20 protein-coding genes are annotated in these 19,715 nt (G+C 64.0%); 15 read left to right on the top strand and 5 right to left on the bottom strand.

The window, feature by feature from the left end; translation table 11 throughout:
- Window positions 1-10: 10 nt before the first annotated feature.
- Window positions 11-919 carry a LysR family transcriptional regulator gene (locus SKZ59_RS13305; protein WP_219328547.1) on the bottom strand — a complete coding sequence of 303 codons (909 nt, stop codon included), beginning with the start codon at window positions 917-919 and terminating at the stop codon, window positions 11-13.
- 118 nt (window positions 920-1,037) lie between these two features.
- Between SKZ59_RS13305 and metE the strand changes: the two genes are divergently transcribed.
- The 4 genes from metE to minE all read left to right on the top strand — a co-directional run bounded on the left by metE (window position 1,038) and on the right by minE (window position 5,439).
- Window positions 1,038-3,359 carry a 5-methyltetrahydropteroyltriglutamate--homocysteine S-methyltransferase gene (metE, locus tag SKZ59_RS13300; protein WP_319992042.1) on the top strand — a complete coding sequence of 774 codons (2,322 nt, stop codon included), beginning with the start codon at window positions 1,038-1,040 and terminating at the stop codon, window positions 3,357-3,359.
- Window positions 3,360-3,583: 224 nt separating this feature from the next.
- On the top strand, window positions 3,584-4,333 hold the full coding sequence (gene minC / locus SKZ59_RS13295) for a septum site-determining protein MinC (protein WP_034752890.1): 750 nt from the start codon (window positions 3,584-3,586) through the stop codon (window positions 4,331-4,333).
- Window positions 4,334-4,370: 37 nt separating this feature from the next.
- Window positions 4,371-5,186, top strand: coding sequence for a septum site-determining protein MinD (gene minD, locus SKZ59_RS13290; protein ID WP_034752889.1), 816 nt, complete (start codon window positions 4,371-4,373; stop codon window positions 5,184-5,186).
- 1 nt (window position 5,187) lies between these two features.
- The gene (gene minE, locus SKZ59_RS13285) at window positions 5,188-5,439 is read left to right on the top strand and encodes a cell division topological specificity factor MinE (RefSeq protein WP_034752886.1); all 252 of its coding nucleotides are present in this window, start codon (window positions 5,188-5,190) and stop codon (window positions 5,437-5,439) included.
- A gap of 3 nt (window positions 5,440-5,442) precedes the next feature.
- On the opposite strand, the gene SKZ59_RS13280 is transcribed toward minE, so the two are convergent.
- Window positions 5,443-5,946 carry a YcjF family protein gene (locus SKZ59_RS13280; RefSeq protein ID WP_219328549.1) on the bottom strand — a complete coding sequence of 168 codons (504 nt, stop codon included), beginning with the start codon at window positions 5,944-5,946 and terminating at the stop codon, window positions 5,443-5,445.
- Between the two features lie 168 nt (window positions 5,947-6,114).
- Here SKZ59_RS13280 and SKZ59_RS13275 point away from each other — a divergent pair, with 168 nt between their 5' ends.
- From SKZ59_RS13275 to SKZ59_RS13245, 7 genes are all read left to right on the top strand, one after another.
- Complete coding sequence (locus tag SKZ59_RS13275) at window positions 6,115-6,804, top strand: response regulator transcription factor (RefSeq protein ID WP_034752882.1); 690 nt, start codon at window positions 6,115-6,117, stop codon at window positions 6,802-6,804.
- 81 nt (window positions 6,805-6,885) lie between these two features.
- Entirely contained in the window at window positions 6,886-8,160 is a 1,275-nt protein-coding gene (gene hemA / locus SKZ59_RS13270; RefSeq protein ID WP_034752880.1) for a glutamyl-tRNA reductase, read from the top strand.
- Between the two features lie 96 nt (window positions 8,161-8,256).
- The gene (prfA, locus tag SKZ59_RS13265; RefSeq protein WP_034752877.1) at window positions 8,257-9,333 is read left to right on the top strand and encodes a peptide chain release factor 1; all 1,077 of its coding nucleotides are present in this window, start codon (window positions 8,257-8,259) and stop codon (window positions 9,331-9,333) included.
- Between the two features lie 184 nt (window positions 9,334-9,517).
- A complete protein-coding gene (locus SKZ59_RS13260; RefSeq protein WP_319992041.1) occupies window positions 9,518-9,988 on the top strand; it encodes a disulfide bond formation protein B in 471 nt (156 codons plus the stop codon).
- A gap of 11 nt (window positions 9,989-9,999) precedes the next feature.
- Window positions 10,000-10,830: a peptide chain release factor N(5)-glutamine methyltransferase gene (gene prmC / locus SKZ59_RS13255; protein ID WP_034752875.1), complete on the top strand. Its 831-nt coding sequence runs from the start codon at window positions 10,000-10,002 to the stop codon at window positions 10,828-10,830.
- A 216-nt stretch (window positions 10,831-11,046) separates the two neighbouring features.
- Window positions 11,047-12,648: a glutamate--cysteine ligase gene (gene gshA / locus SKZ59_RS13250; RefSeq protein WP_319992040.1), complete on the top strand. Its 1,602-nt coding sequence runs from the start codon at window positions 11,047-11,049 to the stop codon at window positions 12,646-12,648.
- Window positions 12,649-12,676: 28 nt separating this feature from the next.
- Window positions 12,677-13,720, top strand: coding sequence for a histone deacetylase family protein (locus tag SKZ59_RS13245; RefSeq protein ID WP_070304450.1), 1,044 nt, complete (start codon window positions 12,677-12,679; stop codon window positions 13,718-13,720).
- A gap of 81 nt (window positions 13,721-13,801) precedes the next feature.
- On the opposite strand, the gene SKZ59_RS13240 is transcribed toward SKZ59_RS13245, so the two are convergent.
- Together SKZ59_RS13240 and SKZ59_RS13235 are read right to left on the bottom strand one after the other, a co-directional pair.
- The gene (locus SKZ59_RS13240) at window positions 13,802-14,584 is read right to left on the bottom strand and encodes a LytTR family DNA-binding domain-containing protein (protein ID WP_319992039.1); all 783 of its coding nucleotides are present in this window, start codon (window positions 14,582-14,584) and stop codon (window positions 13,802-13,804) included.
- On the bottom strand, window positions 14,571-15,836 hold the full coding sequence (locus SKZ59_RS13235) for a histidine kinase (RefSeq protein ID WP_319992038.1): 1,266 nt from the start codon (window positions 15,834-15,836) through the stop codon (window positions 14,571-14,573). Before SKZ59_RS13235 ends, SKZ59_RS13240 begins: the two co-directional genes overlap by 14 nt.
- A gap of 285 nt (window positions 15,837-16,121) precedes the next feature.
- Here SKZ59_RS13235 and SKZ59_RS13230 point away from each other — a divergent pair, with 285 nt between their 5' ends.
- Entirely contained in the window at window positions 16,122-16,547 is a 426-nt protein-coding gene (locus SKZ59_RS13230; protein WP_034752862.1) for an organic hydroperoxide resistance protein, read from the top strand.
- 62 nt (window positions 16,548-16,609) lie between these two features.
- On the opposite strand, the gene SKZ59_RS13225 is transcribed toward SKZ59_RS13230, so the two are convergent.
- Entirely contained in the window at window positions 16,610-17,443 is an 834-nt protein-coding gene (locus SKZ59_RS13225; RefSeq protein WP_319992037.1) for a type 1 glutamine amidotransferase domain-containing protein, read from the bottom strand.
- 120 nt (window positions 17,444-17,563) lie between these two features.
- Between SKZ59_RS13225 and SKZ59_RS13220 the strand changes: the two genes are divergently transcribed.
- Genes SKZ59_RS13220 through SKZ59_RS13210 form a run of 3 tightly spaced genes read left to right on the top strand, consistent with a single transcriptional unit; the run spans window position 17,564 to window position 19,656 of the window.
- A complete protein-coding gene (locus SKZ59_RS13220; RefSeq protein ID WP_058049329.1) occupies window positions 17,564-18,472 on the top strand; it encodes a LysR family transcriptional regulator in 909 nt (302 codons plus the stop codon).
- 39 nt (window positions 18,473-18,511) lie between these two features.
- A complete protein-coding gene (locus tag SKZ59_RS13215) occupies window positions 18,512-18,982 on the top strand; it encodes a GNAT family N-acetyltransferase (protein ID WP_219328556.1) in 471 nt (156 codons plus the stop codon).
- The gene (locus SKZ59_RS13210) at window positions 18,979-19,656 is read left to right on the top strand and encodes a diphthine--ammonia ligase (protein WP_319992036.1); all 678 of its coding nucleotides are present in this window, start codon (window positions 18,979-18,981) and stop codon (window positions 19,654-19,656) included. Before SKZ59_RS13215 ends, SKZ59_RS13210 begins: the two co-directional genes overlap by 4 nt.
- Window positions 19,657-19,715: the final 59 nt, after the last annotated feature.

Genomic DNA, 19,715 nt, shown 5'->3' with positions numbered 1-19,715 from the left:
TCAACGTTGATCAAGACAACAACTTGATACCATCGAGCGAGGCCGCGCACTGCTCGCGTATCACGCTGACGAAATCGCGCACGTACGCCTTGTCCTGCAGATGGTCGGGCACGGAGACATACAGGTCGCTCCACAGGCCATGCTCGCCCACCGGGCGCGCCACCACATAATCGTAATCGACGTAATTCTTGATGGCCCAGTTCGGCAAGGCGGCGATGCCGCGCCGGCTCGCCACCAGTTGCAGCACGGCGACCGTCAATTCGGCCGTGCGGCGCTCGAACTGGATGCCGGCCGGCCGCAGCACTTCGCGGATCAGGTCGATGCGCTCTTCCGGTACGGGATAGGTAATCAAGGTCTCGCCCGTAAAGTCGGCCGCCGCCAGCCGGCGCTGCGCCTGCAGCCGGTGCTTCTGCGCCATCACCACCAGCATTTCAAAGCGGAACAGGGGAAACACAGTGAAATCGGGGCCATACGGCGAGCCGATGACCAGGTCCGCCTCGCCCGAGCGCAGCAAGTCGGCCGGTTCGCTGTGAAAGCCGGAAACAAGATCGATTTCCACTTCCGGCCAGCGCTGGCGGAACGCATCCATCACGGGCATCAGCCAGTCGAAGCAGGTATGGCATTCGAGCGCCACGCGCAGCTGTCCCTGGTCGCCCTGCGACAGGCGCGCCACGTCGCGCTCGGCCAGTTCGATCTCGGGCAGCAGCTTGTCGGCCAGCTCCAGCAGCCGGCTGCCCGTGGCCGTAAAGGCGATCGGCATCGACTTGCGCTCGAACAGGGGCGCCTTGTAGCGCTCTTCGAGCAAACGGATCTGGTGCGACAGGGCCGACTGGGTCAGGTTGAGCAGCTGCGCGGCGCGCACCAGGCTGCCGGACGAACGCAGGGCACTCAGGGTGCGCAGGTGGCGGATTTCTAGCATCGGGAAATTGGGGGCTGTACGTGAATTATTTTCATGTTATTCGTCAAAATGTTTCGTTTTGATTATAGACCAAGTTGCCGCACACTCTAGCGCATTCACATTAAATCTCGATGACATCATGACCATTCGTACCCACATTCTTGGCTTTCCCCGTATCGGCGCCGCGCGCGAACTGAAACTGGCACTGGAAAGCCACTGGCGCGGCGAGCTGACCGAGGCGGCGCTGGAAGCGACGGGCCAGCAATTGCGCGCGCGCCACTGGGCGCTGCAGCGCGACGCCGGTCTCGACTACGTTACCGTGGGCGACTTCGCCTTTTACGACCAGGTGGCCAGCCATATCCAGCTGCTGGGCTGCGAACCGCCCCGTTTCAGCTTCGCCCCAGAGCAGTCGCCGTTGTCGCGCTATTTCACGATGGCGCGCGGTGCAGAGACCGGCACGCATGCGGAGCACGCGGACTGCGGCCACGCGCCCCCTGCACACGCCGCAGGCACTGCCGCGCTGGAAATGACCAAGTGGTTTGACACCAATTACCATTATCTGGTGCCCGAATTGTCGCCGCAGACCCGGTTTTCTCTCGCTTGCGAGCGCTTGCTGGCGGAAGTGGCCGAGGCGCAGGCGCTGGGCCACCAGGTCAAGGCGGCCCTGATCGGCCCCCTCACCTTCCTCTGGCTGGGCAAGGAAAAGACACACGGCTTCGACCGCCTGTCCCTGCTGGAACAATTGCTGCCCGTCTACGGCGCCCTGCTCGACCGCCTGAAACAGCAAGGCGTGGCGTGGGTGCAGGTCGACGAACCGATCCTGGGCCTGGACTTGCCCACCGCGTGGCGCAGCGCCTTCGAGAGCGCCTACTGGCAACTGAACCAGGTAGGCGTGAATATCTTGCTGGCCACGTATTTCTCGCCGCTGGAAGAAAACCTCAGCCTCGCCTGCCGCCTGCCCGTGGCCGGCCTGCATGTGGACGGCATCCGCGCGCCGCATGAACTGGTCAGCGTGACGGACTGGCTGCCCGCGCATAAAGTCTTGTCGATCGGCATAGTCGACGGGCGCAACATCTGGCGCACCGACCTTGACGCGGCCCTGGCCGTGCTGCAGCCGCTGGCGGCCAAGCGCAACGGCCAGCTGTGGCTGGCGCCGTCGTGCTCCTTGCTGCACGTGCCGTTCAGTCTGGAAGCGGAAACAGAGCTCGACGGTGAAATCCGGACCTGGCTGGCGTTCGCCACGGAAAAACTGGCGGAAATTGCGCTGCTGAAGGACGCGCTGACGGGCCATCCCGATGAGGCCGCACTGGCTGTGTCTCGCCTGGCCATTGCCGGCCGCCGTGCCAGCGCCCGCGTGCATCGTCCGCAAGTGGCGCAGCGCCTGCAAGCGCTCACACCCACCGTGGACCGCCGCGATTCCAGCTTCCCGCTGCGCCAGGCCGTGCAGCGCGCGCGTTTCCAGCTGCCCGACTTCCCGACGACAACCATCGGTTCCTTCCCGCAGACGACAGCCATCCGCGCCGCCCGCGCCAGCTATAAACGGGGCGAACTGGCCATCGCCGATTACGAACAGCAGATGCGCGCCGAAATCGCCCACGCCGTGGGCCGCCAGGAAGCGCTGGGCCTGGACGTGCTCGTGCATGGCGAAGCGGAACGCAACGACATGGTCGAATACTTCGGCGAGCAGCTGGACGGTTTTATCTTCACGCGTCACGGCTGGGTGCAATCGTACGGCTCGCGCTGCGTCAAGCCGCCCGTCATCTATGGCGACGTGCAGCGCCCGGCCGCCATGACGGTGGCCTGGACGGTGCACGCGCAAAGCCTGACGCATAAACCGGTGAAGGGCATGCTGACGGGGCCGGTGACAATCTTGCAATGGTCGTTCGTGCGCGACGACCAGCCGCGCGCCACCACGGCGCTGCAGATCGCCCTGGCCATCCGCGACGAGGTGGCCGACCTGGAAACGGCCGGCATCGGCATCATCCAGATCGACGAGCCGGCCATCCGCGAAGGCTTGCCGCTGCGCCGCGGCCAGTGGGATACTTACCTGGCCTGGGCCACACGCGCCTTCCGCATCGCCGCGTCCGTCGTCAGCGACGCGACGCAGATCCACACCCACATGTGCTATGCCGAGTTCAACGACATCCTGCCGCAGATCGCCGCCATGGATGCCGACGTGATCACGATCGAGACAAGCCGCTCGGACATGGAGTTGCTGACGGGCTTTGGCCAGTTCCAGTATCCGAACGAAATCGGCCCCGGTGTGTATGACATCCACTCGCCGCGCATCCCCTCGACACCCGACATGGTGGCATTGCTGCAAAAAGCCAGCGCCGTGATTCCAGCGGCCCATTTATGGGTCAACCCGGACTGCGGCCTCAAAACGCGGGGCTGGGTGGAAACGGAAGCGGCTTTAAAGAATATGGTCGCGGCGGCGCGGCAGATGCGCGCGGCGGCATGACATAAGCCGACCCAGGCCGCATGCAGGGCTGCTTTCAGGGCGGCGCACCGGTTTTCCGGGGCGCCGCCCGTTTTTTTTGACATGAAGTAGGTGTTGCCCTGCGGAATAGCACGCGCCAGGCCCCTGACGCCGATTTTTTTGCAGTAGAATGCAAGAAATTTACTGCTCCCATTGTTGCCGTACGGAACATCTGGCCTGCCGCAGTTTCACTTTGATAAATGTTTATGTCCAAAAGCCCGTCGCAGAAGCCTATCGAAATCAAGATTTCCACCGTCGTTGCTGTCTCCGCCATCATGCATAGCGCCGATACACAGGCACTCGATGCCGCCTTGCGCGACATGACGGGAGGCGTGGCCGACTTTTTCGAGGACGACCTGGCCGTGCTGGACGTGGCCGCCTTGCCGCCCGGCAGCGTGCCCATCGACTGGGCCGCCCTCGTGGCCCTGCTGAAGAAATACCGTTTGAATGCCGTGGCCGTGCGCAATGCGCCGGCCGACATGCATGACGCCATCCTCGCGCAAGGCTTGAGCCTCGACAGCGGCAAGACGCGCGACGATGCGCCGCCCAAGGATGGCCCCAAGGATACGCCCACGGCGGCGGCCCAGTCGGGCGCCGACGCCCAGGTGATGGTGATCGACACGCCCGTGCGGGCCGGCCAGCGCATTTATGCGCGCGGCTGCGACCTGATCATCACTGCTGTCGTCAACAATGGCGCCGAAATCATCGCCGACGGCAGCATCCACGTGTACTCCTCGCTGTACGGCCGCGCGCTGGCCGGCGCCTCGGGCAATGCCCAGGCGCGCATCTTCGCGCTGGCCATGGAACCGGAACTGGTCTCGATCGCCGGCGTGTACCGCACGTTCGAGGATGGTTTCCCTGCGGAAATGGCGCGCGGACCCGCGCAAATTCGTTTGGCTGGAGACAGAATCGATATACACTCTGTCAATCCGGTCACTCCCGTGAACCGCTCTTAAGCTGCACAATTCAAGAGATATCTGAAAAGGATTATTTGTGGCAAGAATTATTGTTGTGACGTCCGGCAAGGGCGGTGTCGGCAAGACGACCTCTAGCGCCAGTTTTTCCACTGGCCTGGCCATGCGCGGCCACAAGACAGCCGTGCTCGACTTCGACGTAGGCCTGCGTAACCTCGACCTGATCATGGGTTGCGAGCGCCGTGTCGTCTACGACCTGATCAATGTGATCAATAAAGAGGCCACGCTGAACCAGGCCCTGATCAAGGACAAGCACTGCGACAACCTGTTCATCCTGCCCGCGTCGCAAACGCGCGACAAGGATGCCTTGTCGGAAGAAGGCGTGGAACGCGTGTTGAACGACCTGATCAACATGGGTTTCGAGTTCATCATCTGCGATTCGCCGGCCGGTATCGAGCATGGCGCGCTGATGGCGCTGACGTTCGCCGACGAAGCCATCATCGTCACCAATCCGGAAGTGTCGTCTGTGCGCGATTCGGACCGCATCCTCGGCATCCTGCAAGCCAAGTCGCGCCGCGCGCAGACGGGCGGCGAGCCGGTCAAGGAACATTTGCTGATCACCCGCTACTCGCCGAAACGCGTGGAATCGGATGAAATGCTGTCCTACCAGGACGTGCAGGAAATCCTGCGCATCCCGCTGGTGGGCATCATTCCGGAGTCGGAGCAAGTGCTGGCCGCCTCGAACCAGGGCAACCCGGCCATCCATTTCACGGGCACGGACGTGGCGCAAGCCTATGAAGACGTGGTCTCGCGTTTCCTCGGCGAAGAAGTCGAGTTGCGCTTTACCAACTATGAAAAGCCTGGATTACTCCAGCGCATTTTTGGGGCGAAGTGATATGGCCTTGCTTTCTTTCCTCTTCCCCCCCAAGCCGAAGACGGCCACCGCGGCCAAGGAACGCCTGCAGATCATCATCGCCCGCGAACGCAGCGGACGCGATGGTCCGGACTTCCTGCCCGCCCTGCACAAGGAATTGATCGCCGTCATTTCCAAGTACACCAAGGTCAACGCCGACGACATCAAGATCTCGCTGGACCGCCAGGGCAACCTGGAGGTGCTCGACGTCAACGTGGTGCTGCCGGACGCGTAATATTTAATCCGGCCTGACCGCGAGCAATTCCTGCGCCACCGCGGCGCAGGCGTTTACGTGCTGGTTGCCGATCTGGCGGAACACGGCGTAGCCGATGGCTGCCGCCACCGCCTGGCCGGCAAACGGCACGAAGCGCGCCACCTGCTTGGTGGCAATCTTGACGCCACTGCGCTTGAGCAGGTGGAGGATCAGTTCGCGCGACACCAGCTTTCCTACCAGCATGCCACCCATGCCCACCGCCGCGCGGTAGGCCATCATCTTGAACTGCGGGTTCAGGCGCTCGATCTGCTCGGGCGTCAGGCCGAATTCGTGGTTGATATCGTTGATCAGCATGGAAAACAGGCCCACGTCGGACATCAGGTCGACGCCGGGAATGGGAATGGCCGAGGCGCCCGCCGACATCATCGCGCGCCGCTGCACCAGGCGCCGGCAACGCTCGCGCACTTGCTCGATTTCCGCACGACTGGCCGGTATCAGTGTCCAATCGGTAGTGCTCTTGTCTGGCATGGCCGCTTCTCCACAGTAGGGGGTAGATGAACAAGTGTAACGTAAAGGCTCCGCCCTCCGATTTCACTGGACACAGTTGCAATCTCTGTTATATTTCACTTGAGCATTCCTTAACATTACGATAAGCAGAGCAGACCGTCTGTTTGTTGCTACACACTCCAGCCAATTATGCGAATTGCCGTACTCGATAGCGACCATAGCCAGGCAGAGCTGATCTGCCAGGTGCTCACCGCCGCCGGCCACGCTTGCCACGAGTTTCAGAGTGGTAAGGAAATGCTGGGGCAACTGCGCAAGGACAGTTGCGACATGCTCATCCTCGACTGGCATGTGAGCGATCTGGACGGTGCGGAAGTCTTGCGCCGTGCCCGCGAAAAACTGGCGCCGAAGGCGCCCGTGTTGTTTATGACCAACAGTTCCGGCGAAGACGATGTGGTGGCGGGTATGACGGCAGGCGCCGACGACTACATGATCAAGCCCCTGCGGCGCAGCGAACTGACCTTGCGCACCCAGGCGCTGTTGCGTGTAGCCTACCCAGCCCAGAATGGCGCCGAGTACTTGCAATTCGGGTCCTACACGTTTGAAACCCGCCCCGGCCGCCTGCTGCGCGATGGCGAAGTGCTCGACGTGACGCACAAGGAATTCGCCCTGGCGCTGCTGTTTTTCCGCAACCTTGGCCGTCCCCTGTCGCGCGCCTACATCCACGAAGCCGTGTGGCAGCGCGACACGGCCCTGCCTTCGCGCACCATGGATACCCACGTCTCGCGCGTGCGCAACAAGCTGCAGCTGAAACCGGAACACGGCTACCGGCTCGTGCCCGTCTACAGCTACGGTTATCGCCTGGAAAAACTGGGCGGCTGAATGGCGGCAAATGGCTGACCTGCTCAAAGCGCGGGCACAAAGCGCTATAATGTCGGCATAAGTCACCCCAACAGCCCTGAAATGCAACTGCTCGCCGTCGGCCTCAACCATACCACCGCTCCAGTGTCGCTTCGCGAACAGCTGGCGTTTGCTCCTGAGCACTTGGGTTCGGCGGTGATGGCGGCGCGTACCTGGTTCCAGCGCATCGACTTGCGCGACAACGACGAAGCGGCCATCCTGTCGACGTGCAACCGCACCGAGCTGTATGCGGCCAGCCATGTGCCCAATCCGCTCGACGCGGGCGCGCATTTCCTGGCCGACTACCACCAGCTCAACTACAGCGAGCTGCGCCCGCACTTGTATATGCTGCCGCAGCACGATGCCGTGCGCCACACCTTCCGCGTCGCCTCCGGGCTCGATTCGATGGTGCTGGGCGAAACGCAGATCCTCGGGCAGATCAAGGACGCCATCCGCACGGCCGACGAGGCGGGCGGCCTGGGCACGTATCTGCACCAGTTGTTCCAGCGCAGCTTTTCGGTGGCCAAGGAAGTGCGCAGCAGCACGGAAATCGGCGCCCACAGCGTGTCCATGGCGGCCGCCGCCGTGCGCCTGTCGCAGCGCATCTTCGACAAGATCGCCGAGCAGAACGTGCTGTTCATCGGCGCCGGCGAAATGATCGAATTGTGCGCCACGCACTTCGCGGCGCAAAACCCGAAAAGCATCACCATTGCCAACCGCACCATGGAGCGGGGCGAGGAACTGGCGCACCGCTTCAACGGCAAGGCCATCCGCCTGGCGGACTTGCCGGAGCAGCTGCACCAGTTCGACATCGTCATCTCGTGCACGGCCTCATCGTTGCCGCTGCTGGGCCTGGGCCTGGTCGAGCGCGCCATCAAGGCACGCCGCCACAAGCCCATGTTCATGGTCGACCTGGCCGTGCCGCGCGATATCGAAGCGGAAGTGGGCCGTTTGAACGACGTTTTCCTGTACACGGTCGACGACCTGGGGAAGGTCGTGCAGACGGGCCTGGAAAGCCGGCAAGCGGCCGTGGCACAAGCCGAAGCCATCATCGAGACGCGCGTGCAATCATTCATGAGCTGGGTCGACGACCGCGCCATGGTGCCCGTCATCCAGCATTTGCATGAAAACAGCGAATCGTTGCGCCTGATGGAAGTGGAACGGGCGCGCAAGATGCTGGCCAAGGGCGCCGACATTGACGCCGTCCTCGAAGCGCTGTCGAAAGGCTTGACGGCCAAGTTCCTGCACGGCCCGCAGCAGGCGCTGCACCACGCGCAAGGCGACGAGCGCAAGCAGCTGGTCACCCTGCTGCCGAAACTGTTCCGCCCCCGCCGTTAGCGCAGCCCCGCTGGCCGCCCGCGCGCGGCCACCCCTGCCCGCCTGCCGTAGTTGCAGAACCTGCACCATCCCTACACTCTTTTACCGCGAATCGCTATGAAACCATCCATGCTGGCCAAACTCGATCAACTGGCGAACCGCCTGGTCGAACTCGACGAACTGCTGATGCATCCGGACGCCACGTCGAACATGGACAGCTACCGCAAGATGACGCGCGAGCACGCCGAACTGGGCCCACTGGTGGCCCTGTACCGCTCCTACCAGGAAGCGGGCAACGATATTACGACGGCACAAGAGATGCTCGGCGATCCGGACATGAAGGAATTCGCCCAGGAAGAAATCGAGGCGGCGAAAACCACCATGGCGCGCCTGGAGCGCGAACTGCAGACCATGCTGCTGCCGAAGGACGTCAATGACGAGCGCAATATCTTCCTGGAAATTCGCGCCGGCACGGGCGGCGACGAATCGGCCCTGTTCGCCGGCGATTTATTACGCATGTACACGCGCTTTGCCGAGCGCAACCGCTGGCAGGTGGAACTCGTGTCCTCGTCCGATTCCGACCTCGGCGGCTACCGCGAAGTGATCGTGCGCGTGGTGGGCAATGGCGCGTATTCAAAGCTGAAATTCGAATCGGGCGGCCACCGCGTGCAGCGCGTGCCGGCCACGGAAACGCAGGGACGCATCCACACGTCGGCCTGCACGGTGGCCGTGATGCCGGAAGCCGATGAAGTCGAAGACGTCAACATCAACCCGGCCGACTTGCGCATCGACACCTACCGCGCCTCGGGTGCCGGCGGACAGCACATCAACAAGACGGATTCGGCCGTGCGCATCACCCACTTGCCGACCGGCATTGTGGTCGAATGCCAGGATGACCGCAGCCAGCACAAGAACAAGGCGCAGGCGATGAAAGTGCTGGCCGCGCGCATCAAGGACGTGCAGTTGCGCGAACAGCAGTCGAAGGAAGCGGCCACGCGCAAGAGCCTGATCGGCTCGGGCGACCGCAGCGAGCGCATCCGTACGTATAATTTCCCGCAAGGCCGGCTGACGGACCACCGCATCAACCTGACGTTATATAAGCTCGACTTCATCATGGATGGGGATTTGACGGAGTTGACGAATGCGCTGGCGGCTGAGCATCAGGCGGAATTGCTGGCGGCACTCGGTGACTAAACGCTGACGCCGCTGTGTCGGCTTACGCTGCGCTAAGCCGACCTACGCCAACCTACGCCGCGATTTGTAGGTCGGCTTGGCGCGCAGCGCGTAGGCCGACAGCTTTAAGTAGCGGCTAAGCAATAAAAATCGGCCCTTGTGCGAAAATGACCAGCTCGATTCCATCCACCTCACCGTGTCGCCCATGAAAAATTCACGCACCGTCCTCCTGTTGACCGCCGCCCTGTGTTTCCTGATGCTGGGCGTGGCCATGTATTTGCAGCATGCCATGAACATGGCGCCGTGCCCGCTGTGCGTGATCCAGCGCTACCTGTTCCTCGCCATCGGCATCGCCTGCCTGGCCGGCGCGGTGGCCAACCGGCCGAAAATTGGCGCCAGCGCCGGCTTGCTGGCAGCCCTGGGCGGCCTGGGCGTGGGCGCCAAGCATTTGTACGTGCTGGCCAATCCCGGCTTCTCGTGCGGCATCGATCCGGTGGAAACGGCGCTGAACAAGGTCTTCACGGCCGAACTCATGCCCTTCATGTTTGAATCGTACGGCGCCTGCGAAAGCGCTGGCGAGCCGTTTTTCGGCCTGTCGATCCCGCAATGGGCCTTCGCCTGGTTCGCCATCTTCGCCATCGCCATGCTGTGGACCTTGCTGCGCCGTCAGAAATAATTGAAAGCACCATGCCAGAAACCTTGATTCCCGCCGGCAGCACTGTCGGCGCCCTGCAAATCCGTCCGCTGCTCGATCCGCTCGATAACCGCATTTTGCTCGGCCACGCGCTGGGCCTGTCGCGCGTGAGCCTGATCACGCAATCGGAGCGTGTACTCACTCCCAACGAAACGGAACGGCTGTCGAGCTTGCTGGCGCGCCGCCTGCAGGGCGAGCCGATCGCCTACATCGTCGGCCAGCGTGAATTTTTCGGCCTGCCGTTCGAAGTGAACGACGCCGTACTGATCCCCCGCCCCGACACGGAAGTGCTGGTGGAACTGGCGCTCGAACGCCTGCCACCGGGCGGACGGGTGCTCGACATGGGCACGGGCAGCGGCGCCATCGCCGTTGCGCTCGCGCACACGCGGCCCGACGCCGTCGTCACGGCCCTGGACGTGAGCAGCGCGGCGCTGGCCGTGGCGCGCCGCAACGCCAGCGCCAACGGCGTCAACATCACCTTCATGGCCAGCGACTGGTTCGAAGCGCTGGGCACGGAAAAATTCGACCTGATCGTCTCGAATCCCCCCTACATCGCCAGCGGCGACCGCCACCTGGCCGAAGGCGATCTGCGCTTCGAACCGACGGGCGCGCTGACCGACCACGCGGACGGCTTGTCGGCCCTGCGCACCATCGTTTCCGGCGCCGCGCGCCACCTGGCTTCAGGCGCCTGGCTGCTGATGGAGCACGGCTACGACCAGGCGGCGTCCGTGCGCGGCTTGCTGGCCGACGCCGGCTACAACAAAGTGCAAAGCTGGCGCGACCTGGCCGGCATCGAACGGGTCAGCGGCGCCCGCCTGGGCTGACGGCCGCCACGTGCGCAAAGCTTGACCCGGCAGCGCGCCAGATCCCCCCGCAGTTTGTTAAACTATCAAGCGAATTCCTGACCGAAGCGCCGTCCCCGTTGCCCGGGACGGACGCTGGCGACGCGGCGTTTTTTGGGCCGGCGCCGACGCATTTGCCAAAATTCGGTTAATCTCAGCACAAATTATTTATATGCTGCACAAGAAAGGAAGCTCAAATTGCCCAACCTGTTGACTCGCCGCCTGGCATTGCTGACCGAAGATGCCAACCGCGCGCTGCTGGGCGGCTTGCGCGGCATCGAACGTGAAACCCTGCGCGTCGACCACGCCGGCCATCTGGCTTCCACGCCCCATCCCGCCGCTCTGGGCTCGGCGCTGACGCACCCTGAAATCACCACCGACTACGCCGAGGCGCTGCTCGAATTCATCACCCCGGCCGAAGCCGACATCGGCGTCACGCTCGACAAGCTCGACACCGTGCACCGCCACGCCTACAGCCGCCTCGGCGACGAGTTGCTGTGGAGCCAGTCGATGCCGTGCCAGCTGCCGCCCGAAGCGGACATCGAGATCGCCAACTACGGCACCTCGAACATGGGCATGCTCAAGCACGTCTACCGGCGCGGCCTGGCCTTGCGTTACGGCAAAGCCATGCAATGCATCGCCGGCATCCATTACAACTACTCGCTCGACGAGCAGCTGTGGCAAGTGCTGGCCAGCAATCCGGACACCAGCGCCAGCGCCACGCAAGCAGCAGCCACGCCGAAAGACGTGCAGTCGGAAAGCTATCTGGCAACGATCCGCAATTTCCGCCGCTACAGCTGGCTCCTGATGTACCTGTTCGGCGCTTCGCCGGCCCTGTCCGCCGGTTTCCTGCGCGGCCGCGCGCACAAGCTCGACACCTTGTCCGACGACACCCTGTTCCTGCCGTACGCCACCAGCCTGCGCATGAGCGACCTCGGCTACCAGAACGACGCCCAGTCGGGCCTGCGTCCGCACGAAAACAGCCTGGAAGACTACGTCAACGCGCTCACGCACGCCGTCAACGACCCGTATCCGCCATATGCGGCGCTGGGCACCAAGAAGGATGGCGAGTGGATTCAATTGTCCACCAACGTGCTGCAGATCGAAAATGAATACTATTCGACCATCCGCCCGAAGCGCGTGATCCGCACGGGCGAGCGCCCGATCCAGGCTCTGTGCCTGCGCGGCGTGCAATACATCGAAGTGCGCTGCATGGACGTCGATCCGTTCGAACCGGTCGGCATCAGCCTGGAAACGGGCCGTTTCCTCGACGCGTTCCTGCTGTTCTGCGCGCTCGACGACAGCGGTCCCATCTCGGCCGAGCAAAGCGCCTGCTACACGAACAATTTCGCGCGTACCGTCAAGGAAGGCCGCAAGCCGGGCTTGACCCTGCGCCGCGATGGCGAGGACATCGGCTTGCAGGCGTGGGGCGAGGAATTGCTGGCGCGCATCGCACCGGTGGCAGCCTTGCTCGACTCTCGCCATGGCGGCACGCAGCACGCGGACAGTCTGGCGGCGCAAGCCGTCAAACTGGCCAACCCCGATGCGACGCCATCGGCGAAGGTATTGGCCGAGCTGCGCGCCAACGGCGGCTCGTTTGCCGCCTTCGGCCTGCAGCAAAGCGAACGCCACGCGGCGTTTTTCCGCGCGCATCCGCCCACACCCGAGCAAAGTGCGTATTTCGACGCGATGGCCGCCAGCTCGCTGGCCGAGCAGCGCGCCATGGAAGCGGCACCGGCCGGCAGCTTCGACGATTTCGTCGCCGCCTACCGCGCCAGCACCCTGTGTTCGCACACCTGATCCTGCCCGACTTTCCGCCTGGCGCCCCATGCTGACCTTCTACAATGAATTGCACGGCCAGCACCGGGGCCGCTTCGAGATGTTTCGCGGCGCCATGGTGCCCTGCTTCGAGACGCCCGAGCGGGCCGACATGGTGGTGGCCGAGCTGGGGCGGCGCAACCTGGGCCGCATCGTCACGCCGCATGGCGTGCCGCTGACATCGCTCGAGCGCATCCACACGCCCCGCTACCTGCATTTCCTGCGCCACGCCTGGCACGACTGGCTGGCGCTCGACCCCGACAACGCGGGCAAGGATGCGCTGCCATCCGTGTGGCCCGTGCGCACCCTGCGCAGCGACATCGAACCGGACGACTTCACGGCCAAGCTGGGCCTGTACTCGATGGACAACGGCACGCCGCTGACGGCCGGCACATGGACGGCGGCCAAGACGGGTGCCGACTGCGCCGTCAACGCGGCCCACGCGCTGCGCCTGGGCGAACGGGCCACGTTCGCCCTCACGCGCCCGCCGGGCCACCACGCGGGCAGCGACTTTTTTGGCGGCTACTGTTTTCTGAACAACGCGGCCCTGGCCGCACAGCATCTGCTCGACGATGGCGCCCGCAAGGTCGCCATCCTCGATATCGACTACCACCACGGCAACGGCACGCAAAGCATCTTTTACCAGCGCGACGACGTGCTGTTCGCCTCCATCCACGCCGACCCGCGCAATGAGTATCCGTTTTATCTGGGCCACGCCGACGAGACGGGCAGCGGCGCGGGGCTCGGCTACAACGTCAACCTGCCGCTGCCGGCCGGCAGCACCACGGCCAGCTGGTTCGCCGCGCTGGAAACGGCCTGCCTGCGCATCAATATGTACGCGCCCGACGCGCTGGTGGTGTCGCTCGGTGTCGACACCTTTGCTGGCGACCCGCTGTCGCACTTCGCCCTGCAAAGCGGCGACTATCTGCGCGTGGGCGAGCGCCTCGCGCACCTGAACCTGCCCACCGCCTTCATCCTCGAAGGCGGCTATGCTGTGAAGGAAATCGGCATCAATGTCGTCAATGTGCTGGAAGGCTTTGAAACGGCGGAGTAATTCTGGGGTCAGACCCCCGTCCACGTTGACGGTGAGCCTGGCGTTAGCGGTGTTGAGGGTCTGACCCCGGCTTTAGCAGCTCTACATATTCCGGAACAGCGCCATGAACGGCTGGCTCACGGCCAGCGTTTCCGGCCGTGTCTTCAGGCGCAAGGCGCCGCGCCCGACCTCGTCGCGCGTCACCGACGCTACCATCTTCATGTTGACGATGGTGGAACGGTGGATCTGCTTGAAGATGGCCGGGTCGAGCACGTCGAGCAGTTCGCGGATCGGCTTGCGCAGCAGCGCCTCGCCGTCCGCCGTCATGACGGCCGTGTACTTGGTGTCGGATTGAAAATAGGCGATGTCTTCCACCATGATCAGCCGCGTATCCTTGCCGCTGCTGGCCGTCAGCCACACCAGCGGCGGCGACTTGGCCGCCGCCGGCAAGGCGCTGCTCAATTGCTGCAGCAGGCCGGCCAGCCCGCCGTCGCCCGCCCGGGCCTTGCCGGCCCGCGCCTGCACGCGCTGCAGGGTCGCTTGCAGGCGCTCGCGGGCGATCGGTTTCAATACATAATCGACGGCGCCCTTGTCGAAGGCATCGATCGCGTACTGGTCGTAGGCCGTGACGAACACCACCTGCGTGGCGGGACTCGCTTCGAGCGCGCCGGCCGCCACTTCCAGCCCCGTCAGGCCCGGCATGCGGATGTCGAGGAAGGCGACGTCGGGCTTGTGCGTGGCGATGGCCTCGAGCGCCGTGCCGCCGTCGTCGCAAGCGGCGACGATGCGCAAGTAGGGCCACTCTTCGGCCAGCAGAGCCACGAGCGCGTCACGCAGCAGGGTTTCATCTTCGGCGATGACGCAAGTCATCTCAGGCTGATGCATACGACACTCCTTGCGCCGTGCTGTCCGGCACTGTAATGGTGGCTGTCACGCCATCGGGAAAATTGGCGACGATGGCAAACGCGGCGGCATTGCCGTAGGTCAGGCGCAAGCGTTCGCGCACATTGCGCAGACCGATGCCCGTACCGGCACCATCGTCGCTGAAACCCTTGCCATCGTCGGCCACCGTGACGATCACCGTGCCGTCGCCGCTGCGCGCCATGATCCAGATGGTGCCGCCGCCGCTTTTCGGCTCCAGGCCATGCTTGATGGCGTTTTCCACCAGGGTTTGCAGCATCATCGGCGGCAGCTCCACCTGGCGCAGGTATTGCGGCACTTCGATCTGCAGGTTCAAACGCCCGCCCATGCGGATTTTCAAAATATCGAGATAGGCGCGCGCCCGTTCCAGCTCCGTGCCCAGGGTCGACATCGCTTGCTCCGTGCGTGGTAGCGAGTGGCGCAGGTACAAAATCAGGTTGCCCAGCATTTCATCGGCGCGCACGGGGTCGCTGCGCGTGAGCAGCTGCGCGCTGGCCAGGGTGTTGTACAGGAAGTGCGGCTCGACCTGCGCATGCAGCAGGCTCAGCTTGGCCACCGTGAGTTCCTTTTCCGTCACCGTCTGGCGCGCCTCGGCCTGCTCGCCGCGCCGGCGCTGCGCCACGCGGCGCGTCAACGCCCGCGTCACCGCTTCCGCGTTTTCCAGGTTGCTGCCATGGTCGACGAGGAACCAGTCGGTCCAGGCGTTGCGCGCCGGCTCGCAGATCAGGGTCACGCTGCCCGCCTCGCCATTCGGCGTGACGGTGGCGAGGATCTGGTTCGGCCGCGGCTCGAGGAAACCAAGCACGCGCATGCGGGGCAAGCCCGTGTGCGTGTACGGCGCGGCGCGGCGCACTCTAGCCTGCACCTGCAGGCTGTCGCGCGCGCTTTCGACCACTTCGCTGCCCGGCAGTTCGCGGATGGCCGCATCGATCATGTCGAACGCCTCGCCCGCCTCGAACGGGATCTCGATCTGGCGCCGCTGGCGGCTCGACAGGGTGCCGGCGTTGACGGCGCCGGCGATCAAGCGCACGCGCCGCACGTGCGAAAACGCATTCGTGATGACGGCGCTGGCCAGCAGCGCGCCGACGATGACAAAGAAGCCTTCCGTATTCCCGAAGATATAGCGCAGGAAGTTCTCGACCAGGATCGCCGTGGCGATGATGTAAGTGAGCATCGTGGCCACGGTGATGCGCAGGATAAAGAAGAGGCTAGTCATGATTTTTCCTTGGGGGTGTGAAGTGGGCCAAGCATAACCATCGGCCCCGGCGGCGGTGGCCATTATGCGATGGAAGCCAGGTAGTGGCGACAAAGGCTGCAAAATAAAGCATCAATTCGCGCCACCCCGAAATAAAATCGCTTGCAATTAAATAGCACGCGATATATATTGTGTACATGGACGCCGGCAAGTGCTTCTGCAGACGGAGATCCTGGGGCGAGAGCCCACGAAACAAGTAGCACGCTATTTAGTAGTCACCTATTTATATACCTAAAGGAAACCATCATGTCGATCAAACAAGTCCTGTACCGCGCTCAAGCCACCGCCACCGGAGGCCGCGAAGGCCGTGCCGTGTCGTCCGACAATGTGCTGGACGTCAAGCTGACCACGCCAAAAGAACTGGGCGGCAATGGCGCCGTCGGTACCAATCCGGAACAACTGTTCGCCGCCGGCTACTCGGCCTGCTTCATCGGCGCCATGAAATTCGTCGGCGGCCGCGACAAGATCGCCGTACCAGCGGACCTGTCCATCGAAGGCAACGTCGGCATCGGTGCCATCGAAACGGGCTTCGGCATCGAAGTGGAACTGAAAATCTCGCTGCCAGGCATGGAACGCGCCGCCGCCGAAGCACTGGTCGCCGCCGCCCACATCGTCTGCCCATACTCGAACGCCACGCGCGGCAACATCGACGTCACCCTGACGATCGTGTAATCTCCGCTGCATGCACTCTACCTCCCCGGACGCGCCACTTGGCGCGGCCGGGGATTTTTGCTTTAGCGCAGCGCCTGCAGCAGCTTGTCCGCCAGGGCCGGCGCCGAGGCGGGATTCTGTCCCGTGATCAGTTCGCGGTCGACCACGACGTTGCTGGTCCACGGAGTCTGGTTCTGCACATACCGCGCGCCGGCCGCCTGCAAGCCCGACTGCGGGTAGAACTTCATCGTCCCGCCCTTCAGCGCGCCTTGCGCAGCCAGTTCTTCCTGATTGCTGATCACCGTCATGCGGTAGCCGCTGTAGATCCAGTCCGCCGGCTTGGGCGGCGTGCGTCCCGCTTCCAGCGCGGCCGCAAACGCGCCCGCCTGCGGCAAGGCCGACAGCAGGGCGATGGGGCCGTGGCACAGCAGCGCCGTCGGCTTGCCATCCGCGTGGAACTGGCGCAGCAAGGCGCCCAGGCTGGCGTCCTTCAACAGATCCTGCATCGGCGCGTGGCCGCCCGGCACCAGCACGGCCGCGTAGTGTCCGTAACCGATCTGTTCCACACGCTTCAGGCTGATCACGGGCGAGCGGCCCGGTACCGTCAGCGCCAGCTGGTCCAGCAGCGCCTTGTGCGCCGCGTGCGCGGTGGCGTCGCCGCCAAAGTAATCGACCGTATCCGAGCTGGCGTCCAAGGTGGGCGCCTGGCCCTGCGGCGTGGCGAACGTCACCGTGTGGCCCGCGTCGAGCAGCTTTTTCACGGGCTGCATCAGTTCATTCAGATAAAAACCCGTCGAAAAGACCTTGCCGTCGCGCAGCTCGAGGTGATTGGCGTCCGACAGCACGACGAGGACCTCGGCCGCCTGGGCCGTGGAAAAGGCGGCGAGCAACAGGCTGCTGATCAGTAATTTTTTCATGGTGTGGCCTTTCTGTAGAGAGGTCACCAGCATATTCCGAATCAAAATAGGAAAAAATGATGAATAATGCACAGCACTGATGCAGAATAAGACCGAATAGAAGCGCCGAATAGGAATGAAATGGACAAATTGCAGGCAATGCAGCTGTTTCGCCGCGTGGCCGAGCTGGGCAGCTTTCGCCGCGCCGCCGATGAACTGGACCTGTCGGCTTCGTATGTGAGCCGGCGCATCGGCCAGCTGGAGCAGGAACTGGGCGGGCGCCTGATGACGCGCACCACGCGCCAGCTGGCCCTGACGGAAACGGGCGCCGCCTACCTCGAGCACTGCCGCAAGCTGCTCGACGAGCTGGCGCAGGCGGAAGACATGGTGGCACACTCGACGGCGCACGTGACGGGCCGCCTGCGCATCAACGCGCCGCTGACCTTGGGCGTGGGCGAGCTGGCCGAGGGCCTGGCCGATTTCATGGCCGACTGGCCCGCGCTGCGCCTGGACGTCGACCTGAAGGATGAATACGTCGACCTGGCGGCCGCCAACTACGACCTCGGTTTTCGCGTCACCACCGCGCTCAACGATTCGAGCTACGTGGCGCGCCATATCCACGACTACCGCCTGCACATCTGCTGCGCGCCCGCCTATCTGGAACGCCACGGCCCCCTGCGCGAACCCACGGACCTGACGCGCCAGCGCTGCTTCATCTACAGCCACGCGCTGTTCGGCAGCCGCTGGCCGCTGCGCCATGCGGGACCGCACAGCGACATCGAAGTGCCGAACTGGGTCCGCACGAACAACACGCTGTTCATGCGCAGCCTGATCCTGCGCGGCCTGGGCATCGGCATCCTGCCCACCTTTGTCTGCCGCGAGGAACTGGCCAGCGGCGCCCTGGTCGAGCTGTTTCCGGACATCGAGCGGCCCAGCCTGGCGCTGTTCGCCATCTATCCGTCGCGCCAGCTGGTCGCGCCCCGCGTGACGCGCTGCATCGAGCACCTGAAGCAGTGGTATGCGCAGCGCTATCCCACGCCGGCTGCGTGAAGCCGGTAAAATCACGCCACTCTCAATCAAGGATGACCCATGATCAGCTGGCAATGGAACACGTTCGACGAACTCGGCCCCCACGATTTGTACCAGGTGCTGGCCTTGCGCCAGCGCGTGTTCGTCATCGAACAGCAGTGCATTTATCCGGATCTGGACGGCCATGACCAGCAAGCCATGCATTTGCTGGGCTGGCAAACGGTCGATGGCCAGCGCCGTCTGGCCGCCTACCTGCGCGTGCTGGCACCGGGCGCCAAGTATGTGGAAATGTCGCTGGGCCGCGTGCTGACGGCGCCCGAGGCGCGCACCACGGGCGCCGGCAAACAGCTATTAACGGAAGGCATCGCCCGCGCCGTACGCCAGCATCCTGGCCACGCCATCCGCATCGGCGCACAGCAGTACCTGGAGCGCTTCTACCAGTCGTTCGGCTTTGTCACCGTCAGCGCACCGTACGACGAAGACGGCATACAGCACGTCGACATGCTGCGCGCGGTGGAGCAAGCGGCATGACGACGGCCCTGATTTCCTGGAGCGGCGGCAAGGATTCCTGCCTGGCCCTGTGGCGCGCGCGCAACGCCGGCATGGACGTGCCGCTGTTGATCACGGCCATGGATGAAGATGGCCGCAAATCGCGCTCGCACGGCGTGCCGCCCGAGCTGCTCGCCGCGCAGGCGGCCAGCCTGGGCGCGCGCCTGCAGCGCTATCACGCCAGCTGGGCCAGCTACGAAGAGCAATTCATCGCCATGCTGCGCGCGGCCAAGGCCGAGGGCATCGATCACGCGCTGTTTGGCGACATCGACCTGCAGCCGCACCGCGACTGGGAAGAAAAAGTCTGCGCGGTCGCCGGCCTGACGGCGCACCTGCCCCTGTGGGGCGGGGATCGCCGCGCGCTGGTCGACGAATTTCTCGCCGCCGGCTTCAAGGCCATCGTCGTGTGCATCAATGGCCAGCACCTGCCGCGCGCATTTTGCGGACGCGAGTTCGACGCTTCCTTCCTCGCCGACCTGCCGCCCGGCGTCGACGCCTGCGGCGAAAACGGCGAATTCCACACCTTCGTCTACGACGGTCCCGCCTTCAGCGCACCGGTGGCGCTGCGCCGCACGCAAGTGCTGCAATATGACGCGCCGGCCAACCTGGGCGGCGCCACGTATTACTTCCAGGAGCTGGCCCCGCCCGAGGCGTAAAGGGCCCGCCAAAGCAAAAAGGGCGATTCCGTGGAATCGCCCTTTTGCTTTGCTGCCCT

Origin of the sequence: Janthinobacterium sp. GMG2 (assembly GCF_033949445.1) — a bacterium.
Taxonomy (GTDB): Bacteria; Pseudomonadota; Gammaproteobacteria; order Burkholderiales; family Burkholderiaceae_D; genus Janthinobacterium; species Janthinobacterium aestuarii.
Note: the sequence above shows the minus strand (reverse complement) of the source record. Positions and strands in the feature narration are given on the sequence as shown.